General features: G+C 71.1%; 16 protein-coding genes and 2 tRNA genes. 14 read left to right on the top strand and 4 right to left on the bottom strand.

Annotated features, from left to right (window positions below; translation table 11 throughout):
* Nucleotides 1-174 precede the first annotated feature (174 nt).
* The 6 genes from ACGFIQ_RS35635 to ACGFIQ_RS35610 are packed head-to-tail and all read left to right on the top strand — an operon-like array spanning nucleotide 175 to nucleotide 7,782.
* Nucleotides 175-1,401: a glycosyltransferase gene (locus ACGFIQ_RS35635; protein WP_393250642.1), complete on the top strand. Its 1,227-nt coding sequence runs from the start codon at nucleotides 175-177 to the stop codon at nucleotides 1,399-1,401.
* Entirely contained in the window at nucleotides 1,388-2,560 is a 1,173-nt protein-coding gene (locus ACGFIQ_RS35630) for a glycosyltransferase family 4 protein (protein WP_393250640.1), read from the top strand. The genes ACGFIQ_RS35635 and ACGFIQ_RS35630 overlap by 14 nt, the downstream gene beginning before the upstream one ends.
* Nucleotides 2,557-3,786 carry a glycosyltransferase gene (locus ACGFIQ_RS35625; RefSeq protein ID WP_393250638.1) on the top strand — a complete coding sequence of 410 codons (1,230 nt, stop codon included), beginning with the start codon at nucleotides 2,557-2,559 and terminating at the stop codon, nucleotides 3,784-3,786. Before ACGFIQ_RS35630 ends, ACGFIQ_RS35625 begins: the two co-directional genes overlap by 4 nt.
* Complete coding sequence (locus tag ACGFIQ_RS35620; protein ID WP_393250636.1) at nucleotides 3,783-4,988, top strand: glycosyltransferase; 1,206 nt, start codon at nucleotides 3,783-3,785, stop codon at nucleotides 4,986-4,988. Before ACGFIQ_RS35625 ends, ACGFIQ_RS35620 begins: the two co-directional genes overlap by 4 nt.
* A complete protein-coding gene (locus ACGFIQ_RS35615) occupies nucleotides 4,988-6,445 on the top strand; it encodes a lipopolysaccharide biosynthesis protein (protein WP_393250634.1) in 1,458 nt (485 codons plus the stop codon). Before ACGFIQ_RS35620 ends, ACGFIQ_RS35615 begins: the two co-directional genes overlap by 1 nt.
* Nucleotides 6,442-7,782, top strand: coding sequence for an O-antigen ligase family protein (locus ACGFIQ_RS35610; RefSeq protein WP_393250632.1), 1,341 nt, complete (start codon nucleotides 6,442-6,444; stop codon nucleotides 7,780-7,782). Before ACGFIQ_RS35615 ends, ACGFIQ_RS35610 begins: the two co-directional genes overlap by 4 nt.
* Here the strand turns inward: ACGFIQ_RS35610 and ACGFIQ_RS35605 are convergent.
* The gene (locus ACGFIQ_RS35605; RefSeq protein WP_393250630.1) at nucleotides 7,759-9,132 is read right to left on the bottom strand and encodes a hypothetical protein; all 1,374 of its coding nucleotides are present in this window, start codon (nucleotides 9,130-9,132) and stop codon (nucleotides 7,759-7,761) included. The genes ACGFIQ_RS35610 and ACGFIQ_RS35605 overlap by 24 nt on opposite strands.
* A gap of 252 nt (nucleotides 9,133-9,384) precedes the next feature.
* Here ACGFIQ_RS35605 and ACGFIQ_RS35600 point away from each other — a divergent pair, with 252 nt between their 5' ends.
* A complete protein-coding gene (locus ACGFIQ_RS35600; protein WP_393250628.1) occupies nucleotides 9,385-9,645 on the top strand; it encodes a hypothetical protein in 261 nt (86 codons plus the stop codon).
* Nucleotides 9,646-9,744: 99 nt separating this feature from the next.
* Here ACGFIQ_RS35600 and ACGFIQ_RS35595 read toward each other — a convergent pair.
* Nucleotides 9,745-9,818: transfer RNA gene (locus tag ACGFIQ_RS35595), tRNA-Gly, on the bottom strand.
* Between the two features lie 305 nt (nucleotides 9,819-10,123).
* On the opposite strand from ACGFIQ_RS35595, the gene ACGFIQ_RS35590 reads away from it, so the two are divergent.
* From ACGFIQ_RS35590 to clpX, 5 genes are all read left to right on the top strand, one after another.
* Nucleotides 10,124-10,197, top strand: a tRNA-Pro gene (locus tag ACGFIQ_RS35590).
* 138 nt (nucleotides 10,198-10,335) lie between these two features.
* Nucleotides 10,336-11,682 (top strand): trigger factor, encoded by a 1,347-nt coding sequence (gene tig / locus ACGFIQ_RS35585; RefSeq protein ID WP_393250626.1) that lies wholly within the window; start codon nucleotides 10,336-10,338, stop codon nucleotides 11,680-11,682.
* 193 nt (nucleotides 11,683-11,875) lie between these two features.
* Nucleotides 11,876-12,517 (top strand): ATP-dependent Clp protease proteolytic subunit, encoded by a 642-nt coding sequence (locus ACGFIQ_RS35580; protein WP_007464111.1) that lies wholly within the window; start codon nucleotides 11,876-11,878, stop codon nucleotides 12,515-12,517.
* Between the two features lie 10 nt (nucleotides 12,518-12,527).
* Complete coding sequence (locus ACGFIQ_RS35575) at nucleotides 12,528-13,190, top strand: ATP-dependent Clp protease proteolytic subunit (RefSeq protein WP_007464109.1); 663 nt, start codon at nucleotides 12,528-12,530, stop codon at nucleotides 13,188-13,190.
* 211 nt (nucleotides 13,191-13,401) lie between these two features.
* Entirely contained in the window at nucleotides 13,402-14,697 is a 1,296-nt protein-coding gene (gene clpX, locus ACGFIQ_RS35570) for an ATP-dependent Clp protease ATP-binding subunit ClpX (RefSeq protein ID WP_145779357.1), read from the top strand.
* A 22-nt stretch (nucleotides 14,698-14,719) separates the two neighbouring features.
* On the opposite strand, the gene ACGFIQ_RS35565 is transcribed toward clpX, so the two are convergent.
* Nucleotides 14,720-15,346 carry a helix-turn-helix domain-containing protein gene (locus tag ACGFIQ_RS35565; RefSeq protein WP_393250624.1) on the bottom strand — a complete coding sequence of 209 codons (627 nt, stop codon included), beginning with the start codon at nucleotides 15,344-15,346 and terminating at the stop codon, nucleotides 14,720-14,722.
* Between the two features lie 41 nt (nucleotides 15,347-15,387).
* On the opposite strand from ACGFIQ_RS35565, the gene ACGFIQ_RS35560 reads away from it, so the two are divergent.
* Both ACGFIQ_RS35560 and ACGFIQ_RS35555 read left to right on the top strand, forming a co-directional pair.
* Nucleotides 15,388-16,221 (top strand): EamA family transporter, encoded by an 834-nt coding sequence (locus ACGFIQ_RS35560; RefSeq protein ID WP_393250622.1) that lies wholly within the window; start codon nucleotides 15,388-15,390, stop codon nucleotides 16,219-16,221.
* Between the two features lie 38 nt (nucleotides 16,222-16,259).
* Nucleotides 16,260-17,057: a carbon-nitrogen hydrolase family protein gene (locus ACGFIQ_RS35555; protein ID WP_393250620.1), complete on the top strand. Its 798-nt coding sequence runs from the start codon at nucleotides 16,260-16,262 to the stop codon at nucleotides 17,055-17,057.
* Between the two features lie 3 nt (nucleotides 17,058-17,060).
* Here the strand turns inward: ACGFIQ_RS35555 and ACGFIQ_RS35550 are convergent, their stop codons facing one another.
* Nucleotides 17,061-17,285, bottom strand: coding sequence for a hypothetical protein (locus tag ACGFIQ_RS35550; protein ID WP_357080727.1), 225 nt, complete (start codon nucleotides 17,283-17,285; stop codon nucleotides 17,061-17,063).
* Nucleotides 17,286-17,835 lie beyond the last annotated feature (550 nt).

Here is a 17,835-nt window from a genome sequence, read left to right as displayed (position 1 = left end):
CGATACGTCCTCGATGGACGTACAGCATAGAGTGTGGACGATCAGTAACGACGGCGCCGATCGGATGTCCGAATACTGACGTGTGTCGGCTGTGGGATGTATTTCGCTCTATATGTTCGCTATCATCGGCGGCTGCGTCGCCGATCGTCCACACTCTTACGGGGGTACGAGGTGATGGATCAGCCTGTTCCACCCGAACTGCGCCATACGTCCGGGCAGTCGCCGGTCGCGCTCGCGGGTGCCCAGGCGGACGGCGCCACCTGGCCGGGCGTACCGAGCCAGCCGGGGCAGCCCGGCGCACCACACCCGGCCCCGCCCGCCCAGACCAGCCGGTCGGTCGCGCTGGTGCACGAGTGGTTCACCGCGACCGGCGGCGCGGAACAGGTCTTTCGGCAGCTCACCGAGGTCTTCCCGACCGCCGAGCGTTTCGCCCTGTGGAGTGACGACGACGCCGACCCGCCGCCGCTGCGGGTGTCGTGGCTGGCCCGAACGCCGCTGCGCGGCAACAAGGCGGTTGCCCTGCCGTTCATGCCGCTGGTCTGGCGGACCCTCACCCGCGACCATTTCGACGTGGTGATCTCCTCCAGTCACGCCTTCGCGCACACGGTCCGGCTCGGGAAACCCGACCGCACCCGGCACCTCAGCTACGTCCACGCGCCCGCCCGCTACCTGTGGAACCCGGGCGTCGACGACCGGGCGGCCGGGCCGATGCTGGCCGTACCCCGACGACTGATGCGGGCGCTCGACGTCGGGCTCAGCCACCACGTGCACAGCTACGCGGCCAACTCCGTCGAGGTGCGCGACCGGATCCGGCGTCACTGGGGGCGCGACGCCTGGGTGATCAACCCACCGGTCGATGTGGACTTCTTCTCCGCCGCTCCGGCCGCCGACCGGGCGCAACCCCGCGACTACCTGCTGGGCGTCGGGCGTTGGGTGCGCTACAAGAACTTCGACCTGATCATCGCGATCGCCGAGGAGGCCGGCCTGCCCCTGGTCATCGCCGGCTCCGGGCCCGAGGAGGCCCGACTGCGACGCCTGGCGCACGACGCCACCGTGCCGGTCACCATCGAGGTCCACCCGGACCGCTTCCGGTTGCGGCAGCTCTACTGGGGGGCCCGCGCCCTGCTCTTTCCGGTCCACGAGGACTTCGGCATCGTCCCGGTCGAGGCGCAGGCCTGTCGCACCCCGGTCGTCGGGCTGCGCCGGGGTGGCCTGCTGGAGACCGTCGTCGACGGGGAGACCGGTGTCCTGGTCGACTCGCTCGACCCCCGTGACCACGCCGCGGCTACCAGCCGGCTCGACGAGCTGGACCCGGCGCGGATACCAGTCCAGGCGGGGCTGTTCTCGACGCAGACCTTCGCACGCCGGGTGATCGAGTGGGTCGACCATGAGTGTGACTGACCCGATGCGGGTGCTACACGTCACCCACACCGCACATCCCGGCGGGGCCGAGCTGGCCCTGGCCCGGCTGCTCGGTCAGCGACACCCCTGGCAGGCGTCCCTGTACGCCCCGCCCACCGGCACCGCCTTCGACCAGCTTCCCGCCGAGGAGGTGGCGCAGGCCCGGGATCTGCCGACGCTGCCCACCGGCGGCACCCGAAGTCGCGCGCCACTGCTGGCGGCCCGCTACCTGACAGCACTGCGCGACGGCGCCCGGCTGCTGCGGCGCAGCCCGCTGTTCCAGCAGGCCGACCTGGTGCACGCCAACACCGCGGCCGCGGCGATCATCAGTGCTCTCGCCGACCGGGCCGGGAGCCGGCCCCTCGTGGTGCACCTTCGCGGCCCGTTGACCGTGGAGAGCCTCGGCCCGATCGGTCTGCCCGCGTTCCGACGGCTGGCCATGCGACGCGCCGACGGGCTCATCGCCAACTCCGGGTTCACCCTCGCCAGCGTCCCGCCGGGTCCGGCGCAGCGGACGGTGATCCAGAGCCCCAGCGGGATCTCCGAGCGGCTCGCGCACCCTCAGGTCGGGCCGCAGGTCAGGGCCATCGGGATGGTCGGCCGGCTCCAGCACTGGAAGGGCCAGCACATCTTCCTCCGCGCGTTCGCCGCCAGCCTGCGCGGCACCGAGGTGCGCGCGTACCTCTGCGGTGCCCCGCTCTTCGGCGAGGAGGCCTACGAGACGCAGCTACGGGAACTCGCCGCCACGCTGGGCATCAGCGAGCAGGTCACGTTCCTCGGGCACGTCGACGACATCAACGGCTTCCTCGACTCGGTCGACATCCTGGTGCACTCGTCGCTGGGGCCCGAGCCACTGGGCCAGACCGTGTTGCAGGGGTTGGCGCGGGCGCTGCCGGTGGTGGCCACCGAGGGCGGTGGGCCGGGGGAGTGGATCCGCTCCGGAGTCAACGGCATGCTGGTCCCGCCCGGAGAGCCAGACGCGCTCGCCTCGGTGCTGCGCAGCCTGGTGGCCTCGCAGCGGCTGCGGCAGGAGCTGGCGACCGGCGCCGCCCGCACGCCGGGCCTGCTGTCCGACGCGGACTGCGTCGATCGGCACGCCGAGTTCTTCGAGTCCGTCCGCCGCGCCCACCGGCCGGCCCACGCGCGGGACGCCGCGTGAGCGGAAGAGCACTACGGATCGCGTACGTCCAGGTCCGCCCACCCGGGCTCACCGAGACCTTCATCCCCGCCGAGATCGAGGCGGTGCGGGCGGCCGGGGCGAGGGTCGAGGTGTTCGTGGCCAACCCGGACGGCGACCGTCAGGCCGAGCCGCGCCGGGCCGCCGTCCAGCTGCTCCGCCGTCCCGCCGGGCTCCCGGCCGACCTGCGCCTGCTCGGGCTGCCGTCGCGGGCCGCCGGAGGGCGAGGGTTGGCGCGGGGCCTGCTGGCCAGCACCGCCGCCAGCGCCCTCGCGGGCAGGGCGGCGCGTTTCGACCCGGACGTCGTGCACGCCCACTTCGTCAACGTGCCCACCTCGGTCGCCCTGCTGCTCGGGCGTCGACTCGGCCGGCCGGTGACGGCGACCGCGCACGCCGCCGACTTCCTGCTCGACCCGGACCCGGCCGCCCTGCGCCGGCGACTGGCCCGGCTGCGCCACCTCTTCGTCGTCTCCGCGGCGACCGCCGGTCAACTCGCGGACCGGGGCGTGCCGATCGCGACGATTCCCCACCGGGTCGTCCGGGCCGGCGTCGACGCCCGGCTCCTGGCCGCGCCACCGACGGTGCCCGCCCCCGCGCCGGGCACGCCGACGAGGATCGTCACCGTAGCCCGGCTGATCCCGAAGAAGGGGATCGACACCGCCATCGACGCGGTGGCCCGGCTCGTGCAGGCCGGGCACGCCATCCGGTACGACATCTACGGCGACGGTCCACTGCGGGAGCACCTACGCCGGCAGGTCGACTCGGCGGGGCTGGCCGACGCCGTGGTGCTGCACGGCGCGGTGCCACATTCGGTGGCCACTGCCGCACTCGCCGGCGCGCAGGTCGCCGCCCTGCCCTGCCGGCCCGCGCCGGACGGCGACCTGGACGGCATCCCGGTGTTCCTGATGGAGGCCGCCAGTCAGGGCGTCCCCGTGGTCACCACCGACGTCTCGGGCATCCCCGAACTCGTCGGCCCGGACAGCGGCTGGCTCGTCCCCCCGAACGACCCCGTCGCCCTCGCCACCGCGATCCGGACGGTGGTCGCCGAGCCGGTCACGGCCCAGCGGCGTGCCCGGGCGCTGCTGCTCCGGCTCCGGTCGGAGTTCGCCCCGGCGGTGCAGGCCGACCGGCTGCTGTCGGTCTGGCGGGAGGTGGCCGAGTCGACTCCGACCCGACCGGCCGCGCCGTGCGGAGGTGGGCACCGGTGACCCTCAGCGTCGTCTCGTCGTACCTGCCGATCCCGCTCGACCGGGGCGATCCCGTCCGGGTGTCGATGACGCTGCGGGCGCTGGCCCAGGTGCCGGACTGCACCCTGCTGGTGGTCCGCCGCCCGGACACCACAGCGGAGCACGTGGAGCAGTTGCGCCAGATGCTGCACCCGATGCGCGTGCGCACCTTCGAGGCCACACCATTCCGCTACGACCGCCTGGGCCCGGCGGGCCGATACGCGCAGGCCCTCGCGTACGGTCTGCCGGCCTGGATCCGCAGCCGCTACAGCGCCGAGCTGCACGACGAGCTTCGGCGACGTGACGGTGCGGCGATAGCCCTCGGTGAGGCGGCCGGAGCGTACGTCCACGGGACCGGGCTGCGCTGGCACTGGGACAAGGCCAACGTGCTCGCCGCCAGCCTCCCGCAGGAGATCGAGGCGGCCGGCGACCTCGCGTACCGGCTGCGCGCCCGCTATCTGACCGCCGTCTCCACCCGCTTCGAGCGGCGGGCGCTGGCCGCCTGCGCGACGGTGTCGGTGACAAGCGACGACGAGGCGGAGCGGCTGCGGCGACACCACGGCCGGGCAGCGACGTTCGTGCTGCCCAGCAGCGTCCCGCTTCCGTCCGGTCAGCTGCCCCGGCCGCGGGAGCGGGAGCTGGTCTGGCTGAGCAGCTTCGCGTACGAGCCGAACCTGACCGGCCTGCGGCGGTTCCTGGCCGAGGGCTGGCCGGCGCTGGCCCGGTCCGGTTACACCCTCACCCTCATCGGCTCGGGCCTGACCGCGCCGGTGCACGCCGAGCTGGACCGGCACCCCGCGGTGCGGGTGCGTGGCTACGTCGAGGACCTGCGCGCCGCACTCGCCACCGCTCGCGCCGGTGTCGTCCCGGTGTGGAGCGGGGCCGGCGTCAAGCTGAAGACCCTCACCCTGCTGGCCCACGCGGTTCCGGTCTTCACCACGGCGGTCGGTGCCGAGGGTGTGCCGGCGAGCCCCGCCGTTCGCATCGCCGCGGACCCACAGTCGATGGCGGCGGAACTCCTCGCGACCACCTCGACCGCCCTCGACGCCATGGCCGCGGCGGCGACGCGGCTGGTGGAGCAGGAGTTCTCCGAGGACCGGTTCGCCGAGCGCCTCCGCACAGCGTTGCGCAACGATGGCTACCTCGCCGATCGCGGCGCCGCCGGCGCCGAACCCGCACGGTGATGGCCGTCCACCGGCTGGTCACCTCCACCGCGGCCAACCTGCTGATCCCGGTCAGCGGGCTGCTGGTCAGCCCCTTCCTCTCCCGTGAACTCGGGCCGGAGGGGCGGGGCCTCTACGCCGCGCTCACCCTGCCGATCGTGATCTGCGGTTGGCTGGGCACCTTCGGTCTCCAGGACGCGCTGACCTTCCACATTCGCCAGGGCCGGCTGTCCCGTCGGGACGCGGCCCGGGTCAGCCTGGTGGCAGCACTGCCACTCGGTCTGGTCGCCGTGCTGCTGCTCGGCGTGTTGGGTTTCCTCGTCTTCGACCGGGCGGAGGTCGACCGGCAGCAGTTCCTGGTGCTTGCCCTGCTGGCGCCACTGCACATCCTGGCGAACCTGGCGATCGGCGCCCTCACCGGTGCCTCGGACATCGGCGGCGTCAACCTGATGAAGGTCGTGCCGGCGGTGCTGCGGACGATCCTGCTGGTCATCGCCTGTGTGACGGTCGACCTGAGCGCCCTCTGGGCCGCCGCGCTCTTCCTGACCGCGACGGCCAGCGGAGTGCTCGTCGGGCTGCCCAGGCTGCGCCGCCGCGCAGGGGCACCGGGTCGCGCCGGACCAGCCGAGCTGGCCGAGCCAGCCAACCACAGCGAACCAGCCGATCGCAGCGAACCAGCCGACCGGGCTGAGCTGGTCGACCGGGCTGAGCTGGCGGGTCGGGCTGAGCCGATCCCGGTCCGTTCGCTGATCCGGTACTCGCTCACCTGCCTGCCGGGGGTGCTCGCCGCGACCTCCAGCGCCCGGCTCGACCAGGTCATCGGCCTGCCGCTGCTCGGCGCACGCGAACTCGGCTTCTACGCGGTGGCGGTCAGCGTGGCGGAACTGCCAACAGTCGTCGCGACCGCGGCCCGGACCGTCCTGATGGGCGGGGCGGGCGGCGACGACCACGAATCGGTGCTGCGGGTGGCCCGGGTCGCCGTGCCGGTGGCGGCGCTCGGGTGCGCGGTCCTCGCCGCGAGCGCGGGTCTGCTGGTGCCCCGGTTCTTCGGTGCCGCGTTCGCCCCCGCCACGCTGCCCACGGTCATCCTCTGCGCGGCCACCGTCGTGTTCACCTGCGTGCAGATCTTCAGCGCCCTGCTGCTCGTCAACGACAAGGCGGCCCGATCGTCGGTTGCCCTCGTCGTCGGTTCAGTCACCGGCGTACTGCTGCTCGTCGTGCTGGCCCCGCAGGGCGCGGTCGGCGCGGCCCTCGCGAGCCTGATCGGGTACGCCGTCGCGGCCGGCATCGCCGCCCGATCGGTGCGCAGGCTGCCGGCGGTGCCGTCGCTACGAGCGGTGACCGTGCCGTACGCCGCGGATCTTCGTCACCTGCACGCCTGGCTCAGGCGGTGGTGGCGGGCCCGCCGGGCCGGTCCTCCCGAGGCAGGGGATGCTGCCCAAGCACAGTCAGCAGGCACAGGCGGGGGAGTCCGATGAGTGCGTTGTCCAGCGGCCAGACGAAGGGCGCCCTCCTTCGGGCCAGCAAACTGGTCCGCCCCGACCCCGGCGGCGCCGAGTGGGTCGGCACCGCGGGCGTCGTCGTCCTGCTGGTCCTCGCCTGGATGAGGGTGACCATCCCCCCGACCGTCCAGATCCTGCAGAACGGGCGACCGACCTTCAACTCCGCCGTGGAGTCGATGCCGCTGGCCGGTCGCATCCTGGGTGACGTCACCACCGCGGCCTTCATCGGCCTGGCCCTCGTCCTCACCGCGTACGGGCTGCGGCACCGCCGCCCGGATCGCCTGTGGGCGCTCCTCGTGGTCCTCGCCCCGCTGGCAGCCATCCACCTCGCCGGGCTGCTGAACGGGCAACCCCCCGGCCCGGTGTCCCTCGCCCTGCCGATCGCCGTCGTCGCCATCTGGGTGCTCCGACCCGGGGCGCAGGCACTGGCCACCATCGGTGTGCTCGGGGCGGCCACCGCTGTCGTCGCGATGCTGCTGGCGGCCGGGTGGTCCGACCTGGGGCTGCTCACCGGAGCAGACGCGGGAAACAAGGACTGGGCGATCGGCGGGTTGCTCGCCGGCCCGTACGCACACTCGAACGTACTCGGGATCATCCTCACCCTCAGCCTGCCGTTCGCGTTCGGCATCCGGCACAGGGCGTCGCGTCGGGTCACGCTGACACTGATCCTCGTGGCGTTGCTCTGGACCGGCTCCCGGACCAGCCAACTCGCCACCATCGTCGTCCTGCTGACCTGGGGGCTGCTCCGCTGGCGTACCGGTGGGCAGGCCGACCGGCCCGACCGGGGCCGCGGCCGGCAACTGTCGCTGTTGATCGGCGTTCCGCTCGTCGTCGCGCTCGGTCTGACCATCTTCAGCCCACTGCTCACGACCGACCCGGCCGGCTTCACCAACCGGGGCCGGACGTGGCGGGCCCTGCTGAGCCGATGGGCCGAGCGGCCACTGACCGGCCACGGTCCGGAATACTTCGAGCGGCAGCCGGACCTGGCCGCGGCACTCGGCGGTCGCTACACCCACGGGCACAACGTGCTCGTACACCTGCTGGCCGTCGGTGGCCTGCTCGCCGTCGTGCTGTTCGCGGTGCTGCTGTGCCAGGTCTGGCGGCGGTCGATGCTCCTGGTCGGGGCCGGCAGCCCGGGCCCGGCGCTGTTCCTGATCGCGCTGCTCTGGGTGTCCTGGCTGGAGGCGTCGCACCTGTCCGTCACCCTCGCCGGGTATCTGACCTGGCTGCCGCTCGCCCTGGTCGCGCGAGCCGGGCTGCCCAGCCCCACACCCGATCAGACGATCAGGTCAGAAGATCAGGACGTCGCGTAGGTAGTTGGCGACCCGGCGAAGCTGGTTGGCACCACCGACCGGTGCGGTCATCCGCAACACCAACTGCTTGTCGATGTCGCCGCTGTCACTGCGCCAGTACGCGACCACCACCAGGCCGTACCGCTGCTCACCGTCGACGGTGAGGCTGCTGGTCTCGGCGTAGGCGGAGGAGGGGCCACTGCGCACCCACTGCAACCCCCAGGCCTCCTCACCGGTACGCATCGCGGTCTGGCGTGGCCCGTCGCAGGGCGCAGGGCAGTCGCGCACGACCAACTCACCGCCGAGTTCGGCTTCGTTGCCCGCCGGCGCCCCGCACTGATATTTGCTGAGCCCCTCGGCCCGCTCGACGGACGTGCACTGCCAGCTCGGCGGCACCTTGATCGGAAACGGCAGACCGTCCAACTCGTTGAGGGTGAGAATCCGGTCGGTGGCGGCGAACCGCACCCACAGGGCAGGCCACTCGCCCTGAGCTGGCGGCTCGAGCCCGGGGCTCAGCGGTGCGGAGGCGGGGGCCGGCGCGGGCAGGCCCGACGGGCTCGCCGTGGGCTGCGGTTTTGGCGGATCCGTGCCCGGGTCGAGCAGCAGGACCAGACCACCACCGGCGACGAGGCCGAGCACCAGGCCGATGACCGGCAGCGCCCACCGGCCCGCGCGGGACTGCTTCGGTGCCGACGTCGTCGCCGGCTTCGGCTCTGGCTCCGGCTCTGGTTCCGGGGCGGTGGGAGTCGGGCGGGGCCGGGCGTCCTGCGGTCGCGACGGGACTGCCCACACCGGCATCGGAGCTTGCTCCGTCGGTGTGGGTGTCGGTGGCGTTGTCGGCGTCGGCGTCGGCGTCGGCGTTGGCGGCGTCGGCTCGACGGCCGGCGTCGGTTGGTCGTCCGTCGACGTCGTCTGCTGGACGCGCGGAGCCGGCGTCTGCTCGGCGGGGGGCCGCCGGTCGGCCGGCACCGTCTGCCTGGTCTCGGTCCGTGCGGTGTGCTCGGCTTCGGTCCGTGGCGGGTGCTCGGTCTCGGCCGGTGGCGTCCTCTCGGCCCGCGGGGTCTGGCGCGGCGGCACCGGTGTCGTCGGCGTGCGCTCCGGTGCGGCGGGTGGATCGTCCGGCTCGGCCGGAGCCGGCTGGTAGGTCATCCCGAGGGCGGCGAATGTGCGTTCGGCAGTCGGAAGAAGGTCTTTCGGGTACGCGACCCAGGGGGTGGCGGAGGAGAAGTCCGCGCCGACCCACAGTGGACTGCCCGCCTCCGAGTGAGCGATCGCGTGGGTGGTGGCCGCGAAGGCGTCCCGCCACCGAGACTCGCCGGCGATGCCGACGTCGAGCACCACCACCACGAGAGATTGCTGTCCACCGTCCACGGCGGACCAGATGCTGCCAATCTGGCAGACGCCCAGTCTCCGGATCCGTTGGTACGGACCAATTGGCTGCATGTGCGACCTCTTCCGCTTGCCCACGTGATGATATCCATCCCGACCCATCCGGTCCGGCCCGGCATAGCCCCGAGGCCGCGGATGTCCTGCCTGGCTGACGACAGCCAGCGAGTAGGCCGCCCCTGGTCGCCGCCGCGACGACCACCCCGGGGCATCCCGCGTCGGCGGTAGCCTCGGCCGGTGAGCTGGCTACCCGACGATTTCGTGCACCCGGTCCATGTCCCCGTACCCACCACCACGCTGCACCTGCGGCCGATCCGGGAGGCGGACACCGCGATCTCCTGGTGGGTCGTGGACGACCTTGTCGGTGGTGAGGCGGAACGCGCGCTCGACACGCTGGTGCTCCGGTGGATCGCCGACGACTGGCCCTTCCAACAGCCCCGCTATCTGGGCCGCGACATCACCTGGCCGGAGTGGCTCGCGCTGCCGCGCCCCGCGTGACACGTCCGAGGTGATTCCTCGGGGGCACGACCTGCGACGAGGATGGGAGGGGTCGGCCCGTGGGGTCGCGATCATGCGGTCCACCTGGGCCTTCGTCCGTGGAGCGGGCGACGGGAATCGAACCCGCGTAGTCAGTTTGGAAGACTGAAGCTCTACCATTGAGCTACGCCCGCGTGCACCCCGCCGGAACGGGGCGCGCGGACAGCGTACCCAATGCCCTTGCCGACCGCGCAGCCACGCCACCGCCCGGCGGCAGATCCACTCGACATTCAGGATGTCGCGGTCTCCGAGCGCCCGGGATGCCGCGACTTCCCGGAAAGTCGAGTGGATCTCGGGGTCGCGGCGCTCGCGAGGGCGCCCGGGGAGGGCCGGGGCAGGCAGGTCGGCGGACGTTCGGGGTGTTTCGGGGGAAGTGTCCGGGTGGCGGGTGCCCCGGCACCGCCTGAGTCGCGCCGACGGCATAGACTGCACGTCGCCACGGGGTGTGGCGCAGCTTGGTAGCGCACTCGCTTTGGGAGCGAGGGGCCGTGGGTTCAAATCCCGCCACCCCGACTGTCGTCCGCGGCCGGGCCGCCCCGGGTGCCGCACACCGCGGTTCCCGGGCGCTGCCGGAGCGTCAGGCCGGCTCGCCTACACTCGATGGGCTGAATCACGCCCAGACTCAACTGAGATCCGTCAAGGAGTACGCCTGTGAAGAGCACCGTCGAGACTCTGAGCCCGACGCGCGTGCGGCTCGCCATCGAGGTGCCGTTCGTCGAGCTCGAGCCGAGCCTCAAGAAGGCGTACCGGGAGATCGGTTCGCAGGTCCAGGTCCCGGGCTTCCGCCGGGGCAAGGTGCCGACCGCGGTCATCGACCAGCGGGTGGGCCGGGGCACCGTCCTCAACGAGGCGGTGCAGGAGGCCATCCCGGAGAACATCCTCGCCGCCGTGCGCGAGCACGACCTCAAGACGCTCGGGCGCCCCGAGGTCGAGATCACCGAGTTCAACGACGGTGACTCGCTCAACTTCACCGCCGAGGTCGACGTCCGTCCGGAGATCACCATCCCGGACGCGTCCTCCATCGAGGTGACCGTCGACGAGCTGCAGATCGACGAGAGCGAGATCGACGAGCAGGTCAAGAACCTGCGGGAGCGTTTCGCGACCCTCAAGACGGTCGAGCGGGCCGCCGCCGAGGGCGACTACGTCCAGATCGACCTGAACGCCACCGTCGACGGCGAGGACGTGCCGGGCGGCCAGGCGAGCAACATCTCCCACGAGGTGGGCAGCAAGCAGCTCCTGCCCGGCCTGGACGAGGCCGTGGTCGGCCTCGCCGCCGGTGACGACACCACCTTCACCACCCAGCTGGTCGGCGGCGACTTCGCCGGTCGGGACGCCGAGGTGGCGGTGACCGTGCGCACGGTCAAGGAGAAGGAGCTGCCCGAGCTGAACGACGAGTTCGCCCAGATGGCGAGCGAGTTCGACACGATCGAGGAGCTGCGCGGCGACCTGCGTTCCCGGGTCACCCAGGGCAAGCAGGTCGAGCAGATCTACGCCGCTCGGGACAAGGCGCTGGCCCAGCTGGTCGAGGCCGCCGACATCCCGGCGCCGGAGGGTGTCGTCCGCGAGGAGGTCGAGAGCCGCAAGCAGGCGATGGTCGACCAGCTGGAGCGGATCGGCGCCTCCATGGAGGAATACCTCGCCGCCGAGGACAAGACCGAAGAGCAGATCGACGCCGAGCTGGCCGAGGCGGCGACCGAGGGCGTCAAGGTCCAGCTCCTGCTGGACACGCTTGCCGACGCGGAGGACGTGCAGGTTTCCGACGACGAGTTCGGGCACGAGATCGTGCACCGGGCGCAGCGCGCCGGGATGGCTCCCCAGCAGTACTACGACCAGCTGGTGCGCACCGGTGCGGCCGCCGCGGTCTTCGGCGACGTGCGGCGGGGCAAGGCGCTCGCCGCCGTCATGGAGCGGATCACGATCAAGGACTCGGCCGGCAACGAGGTCACCCTCGACGCGCTGCGTGCCGCCAACGAGGCGGAGCACAACCACGACCACTGATCGTCGGGTGCGGCCGCCGTCCGCCGCTGTGCGGTGGATGGCGGCCGTTTCCCTTCCCGGGTACGCCCGGAAGCCCGCGCCGCGGGTACCCCGACACAGCTGCGCTGAGAGCGAACAGTGCCCCGACCGGGACTCTGCCGCCCCGCACAGCGGTTAGTGTCGGGAAAGACGGTACGGAGAGCGAAGGGCTGCCATGACCGACATGCACATCCCCAAGAAGTCGCTCCGGGCGATTGACGCGCGCGGTGGCGACTCCATTGGCAACCTCGACGACTCGGTCTACAACCGGTTGCTCAAGGAACGCATCATCTTCCTGGGCAGTGAGGTGACCGACCAGGTCGCCAACCGCATCTGCGCGCAGCTGTTGCTGCTCGCCGCGGAGGACCCGGACCGCGACATCAACCTGTGGATCAACTCGCCGGGTGGCTCGGTCTACTCCGGCATGGCGATCTACGACACCATGCAGTTCATCGACAACGACGTGTCGACCGTGGCGATGGGCATGGCGGCCTCGATGGGCCAGCTGCTGCTCTGCGCGGGCACCAAGGGCAAGCGGTACGCCCTGCCCCACGCACGGATCATGATGCACCAGCCGTCCGGTGGTCTGGGCGGCACGGCGTCCGACATCGCCATCCAGGCGGAGCAGATGCTCTACACGAAGCGGATGTTCCAGGAGCGGGTCGCGCACCACACCGGCCAGAGCCAGTCGCAGATCGAGGCCGACTCGGACCGGGACCGTTGGTTCACCGCCCAGGAGGCCATGGACTACGGCTTCATCGACAAGGTGATCATCGGGGCCGCTCAGGTTCCGGATGGCGCCGGGACCCTGAGCTGAGGAGCTGACGATGACCGATCTGAGCCTGCCGCCCCAGTTCGCGGCCGTGCACAACCGCTATGTGCTGCCGTCGTTCGTCGAGCGCACGTCGTACGGGGTCAAGGAGTCGAACCCGTACAACAAGCTCTTCGAGGACCGGATCATCTTCCTCGGCGTCCAGGTGGACGACGCGTCCGCCAACGACGTGATGGCCCAGCTGCTGACGCTCGAGGGCACCGATCCGGACCGCGACATCATCATGTACATCAACTCGCCGGGTGGTTCGTTCACCGCCATGACGGCGATCTACGACACCATGCAGTACGTCCGTCCGGACATCCAGACGGTCTGCCTCGGGCAGGCCGCCAGCGCGGCGGCGGTGTTGCTGTCCGCGGGCACCGCGGGTAAGCGGATGGCCCTGCCGAACTCGCGGATCATCATCCACCAGCCGGCCACCGAGGGCGGCTACGGGCAGGGCTCGGACATCGAGATCCAGGCCCGGGAGATCCTGCGGATGCGGACGCAGCTGGAGGACATGCTGTCCCGCCACTGCAACCGCCCGATCGAGCAGGTTCGCAAGGACATCGACCGTGACAAGATCATGACGGCCGAGGAGTCCAAGGAGTACGGGCTGGTCGACACGATCCTGACCAGCCGCAAGAAGGGTCTGCTGGCGACCCACTCCGCCAGCTGAGCAATACCGGGTCAGAGGTTGGCCGGGGCGTGGAGTTCCCGGCCGACCTCTGACACACCCGTTTTGGGGGTCGGAGAATGCCCCGCCAGCGGGTAACGTCGGGTCCGTACCGCTTCGTCGGTTGGTCCGACGGAGCGAACCAAGCCGGGCGGCGCGCAGCGTCCGCAGGTCAGGGCCGGGTCTCCGGCCGATGAGTGCAGGGAGAACGTAGGTGGCACGGATCGGTGACGGCGGCGACCTACTGAAATGCTCCTTCTGCGGCAAGTCGCAGAAGCAGGTCAAGAAGCTCATCGCGGGCCCAGGGGTCTACATCTGCGACGAGTGCATCGATCTCTGCAACGAGATCATCGAAGAGGAGCTGGCCGAGTCCGGCGAGGTGAAGTGGGAAGAGCTTCCCAAGCCGATGGAGATCTGCCAGTTCCTCGACAACTACGTCGTGGGGCAGGACCAGGCCAAGAAGGCGCTCGCGGTCGCGGTCTACAACCACTACAAGCGGATCCAGGCCGAGGCGGCCAACGCGCCCGGCTCCGGCAGTGACGCCGTCGAGCTGGCCAAGTCCAACATCCTGCTGCTCGGCCCGACGGGGTGCGGCAAGACCCACCTGGCGCAGACCCTCGCGCGGATGCTCAACGTGCCGTTCGCCATCGCCGACGCCACGGCACTGACCGAGGCGGGCTACGTCGGCGAGGACGTGGAAAACATCCTCCTCAAGCTGATCCAGGCCGCGGACTACGACATCAAGCGCGCCGAGACCGGCATCATCTACATCGACGAGGTCGACAAGATCGCCCGTAAGTCGGAGAATCCGTCGATCACGAGGGACGTCTCCGGCGAGGGGGTCCAGCAGGCCCTGCTCAAGATGCTGGAGGGCACGGTCGCCAACGTGCCGCCGCAGGGCGGCCGTAAGCACCCGCACCAGGAGTTCATCCAGATCGACACCACAAACGTGCTGTTCATCTGCGGTGGCGCCTTCGCCGGTCTCGACCAGATCATCGAGTCCCGCACCGGGCAGGGCGGCACCGGCTTCGGTGCCCGGCTCCGGTCGGTGTCGGAGCGGTCGACCGACGACATCTTCAGCCAGGTCATGCCGGAAGACATGCTCAAGTTCGGGTTGATCCCCGAGTTCGTGGGCCGACTTCCGGTGATCACCAACGTGCGCAGTTTGGACCGCAGCGCCCTGGTGCGGATCCTCACCGAGCCGCGCAACGCCCTGGTCCGGCAATACCAGCGCCTGTTCGAGCTGGACGGGGTCGAGCTGGAGTTCGACGAGCCGGCGCTCGAGGCGATCGCCGACCAGGCGATGCTGCGGGGCACGGGTGCCCGTGGTCTGCGGGCCATCATCGAGGAGGTGCTGCTCTCCGCGATGTACGAGGTGCCGAGCAACCCCGACGCCGCCCGGGTGTTGATCACCCGTGAGGTGGTCCTGGAGAACGTCAACCCGACAATCGTTCCGCGCGAGTTCACCGGGCGTCGTGCCCGGCGGGACCGCGAGGAGAAGTCGGCCTGATCCTCCCGACGTCACGCCGGCCCTACTCCTGACGCGGCCGGCGTGATCGCGTCCGGCGGTCCCATTCGCCCGACGGGGTGACGACCACCATCATCAGTCGGGCCGGCTCGTCGCTGTCGTTGCGGTAGCCGTGCTCGCGGTCGGCGTGAATCTCGATGGTCTCGCCGGCACGGACGGCATGGTCCTGACCGTCGACCCGGACGATCACCGCGCCGTCCAGGATGTGCAGCACCTCGCGGGTGCCGCGCGGGTGGTCGAGGGAACGGTGCGCCTCCCCGGGTAGGAGTCGCCAGTCCCACAGCTCGACGAGGTCCGGCTCGCCCAACCCACTCAACAGGCGGGCCGCGCCGCCGTGTTCGCCCTGCCAGAGCACGGGTGCCTGGCCCGCTGGGGTGATCTTCACGGTCCGTTCCTCGGCCGGTTCGAGGAGTTGGGCGATGTTGACGCCGAACGCGTCGGCGACCCGGCACAGCGTGCCGATGCTCGGGTTGGTGCGCGCGCCCTCGATCTGCACGAGCATCCCCTTGCTCACCCCGGACCGGCCGGCCAACTCGTCGAAGGACCAGCCACGGCCGGCCCGCAGATCGCGCACCTGTCGGGCCACCGCGGCGGTCACCGCGCCCACCCGATCCGATCCAGACTCGGTCATTAAACTATCCTTCGCGGTCACTATTGTGGTACGACAGATGCATGCTACCCATTGTCCTCGCCGCGCTGTCCGCCGTCGCGTTCGGCACGGCCGACTTCTCCGGCGGCAAGGCGTCCCGGCACGCCGACCCGGTTGCCGTCACCGTGATCTCCCAGCTGCTGAGTGTCCCGCTGCTCGCCGTGCTGGTGCTTGTCGTGCCCGGCACCCCGCACGTCGGCGACATCGGCTGGGGGCTTCTCGCCGGGCTCGCCGGCGCGGGCGGTGTCGTGCTGCTCTATCGGGCTCTCGCCAGCGGGATGATGGTCGTGGTGGCGCCGGTCACCGCGATCACCGCCGCAGTGGTGCCGATCATCGCCGGCCTCTTCACCGCGTCCTTCCCGGGCGCCCTGGCGCTCACCGGCGCGGGCCTCGCGGTGCTGGCGATCGCCCTGGTCAGCCTGGGGGACAGCGGCGGCGGACGAGTCGTCCCGGCACGGCTGGTCGGGCTCGCCCTCGCCGCCGGGGCGCTGTTCGGCGTCTTCTACACCCTCCTCGGCCAGGCCGACGAGAGCGCCGGCATGTGGCCGGTGGCCGCGGTGCGGGCAAGTTCCATCGCGTTCGGCCTCGCACTGGCCGTCGGCACCGGGGTGCGGCTGCGGCTCGGGCGACGGGTGTTGGGCTGGGCCGCGGTCGCCGGCCTGCTCGACAGTGGCGCCAACGCACTCTTCCTGGCCGCCGCCGCCCGTGGTCACCTGAGCATCGTCGCGGCGGTCGCGGCCCTCTACCCGGCCAGCACCGTGTTGCTGGCCCTGGCCGTCGACCGGGAGCGGCTGCGGGCGGTCCAGGTCGCCGGGCTCGGCTTCGCCGCCGGTGCGCTGGTGCTGGCCAGCCTCTGACGCTGTCCGAGTGGCCCTTTCCGCCGTACCCTGTGCTCATGCGCGTCGCCGTCTGCCAGCTGAACGCCCGGGACGACCGCAAGGCCAATCTGGCCGCCGCGGAGGTCCTGCTGGACCGCGCGGCCGCCGGCGGCGCGGACCTCGCCGTCCTACCGGAGTACGTCGACTATCTCGGCCCGGCCACCGGGATGCCCGAGCCGGAGCCGGTGGACGGTGAGGTGGGCACGTTCTTCGCCGAGATCGCCCGGCGGCTCGGGATCTGGGTGGTGGCGGGCTCCTTCCACGAGGCCGGCCCGGACCCGGAGCACACCTGGAACACGTCGCTCGTCTTCGACCGCGCAGGCCACCTCGCCGCGAGCTATCGCAAGATCCATCTGTACGACGTGGAGATCCCCGGGCGGGTCTCCTACCGTGAGTCGGCGAGCGTCGCGCCGGGGGCCCAACCGGTGGTGGTGGACATCGAGGGCGTACGAGTCGGCCTGTCGATCTGCTACGACCTGCGCTTCCCGGAGCTGTACCGGCTGCTTGCCACCGATGGTGGCGCACAGCTGCTGGTGGTCCCCGCGGCATTCATGATGCACACCGGCCGGGACCACTGGGAGGTTCTGTTGCGAGCCCGGGCCATCGAGAACCAGTGCTTCGTGGCGGCGGCTGGCCAGACCGGCGATCACGACCCCGGTCGCACCTGCTTCGGGCGCAGCATGGTGGTCGACCCCTGGGGGACGGTCCTCACCCAGTTGCCGGACGGCCCGGGGGTGTCCGTCGTCGACCTGGACCTCGACCGGCTCGCCGCGATCCGGGCCGAGTTGCCCAGCCTGGCCAACCGGCGGCTCTGAGCCTCAGCCCTCGAGGAGGACGCCGATCACCGCGAACCCGGCGATGGCCGCGGCGGTCACCAGCAGCGCGGTGGTCATCCGGGACTTTCCCCGTCGGGCCAGCCGTCCCACCGAGAGCACCAGCACGACCAGCACGACCGCACCGATCACCACCTGCCAGAACGGCAGAAGAACGCCGAGTAGCGACTCCTCGGCGAGCACCCTGGTGCCGAGCCCGGATTCATCCATGTCTGACACTCTGGCACGTCGGGACGACCCGCGTCGCCGGGTGCGCCGGGCACCACCGCGTTCCAGCCGATCCGAACCAGTGATGAACCCCGATTTGCCTTCTCGGGGCCGTCCGCGTAACTTTCACTCTGCACGGGGGAGGCCGGACAAACCGGCCGAGAACGGGCGCCAGGCTCGTGGCGGGAACGCCGAGCGAGACTGAGGATCGGGCGGTGCGGAACACTCCGGATACGGGGTTGCGAACGCGAAGCCGACCGGGTAGAGTTCTGAAGCCGGCAGGAGCCGGGCGGAGAGCCGCGAAGCGGTGATCGGCCGGTCTGCGGCTTCCCGCGACAGTAGCGACCGCCGGACACGGCGTGCGTCATCGTGGGTCCGGACGAACCAGATTGATCACCTTGAACATGAGGTTGACAACGAAAGTTCGACCAAGTAGGTTTGAGCGGTTGCCCCGAAACGGGGTTCCACTGAGGTGGGGCTTCTGGTCGGTGTGTGGTTGTTCTTTGAGAACTCAACAGGGTGCTTGTAAAGCCAGTGCCAATTATGATTTATA

The sequence above is a fragment of the Micromonospora sp. NPDC048898 genome (genome assembly GCF_043198035.1).
In the GTDB taxonomy this organism is placed as follows: Bacteria; Actinomycetota; Actinomycetes; order Mycobacteriales; family Micromonosporaceae; genus Micromonospora.
Note: the sequence above shows the minus strand (reverse complement) of the source record. Positions and strands in the feature narration are given on the sequence as shown.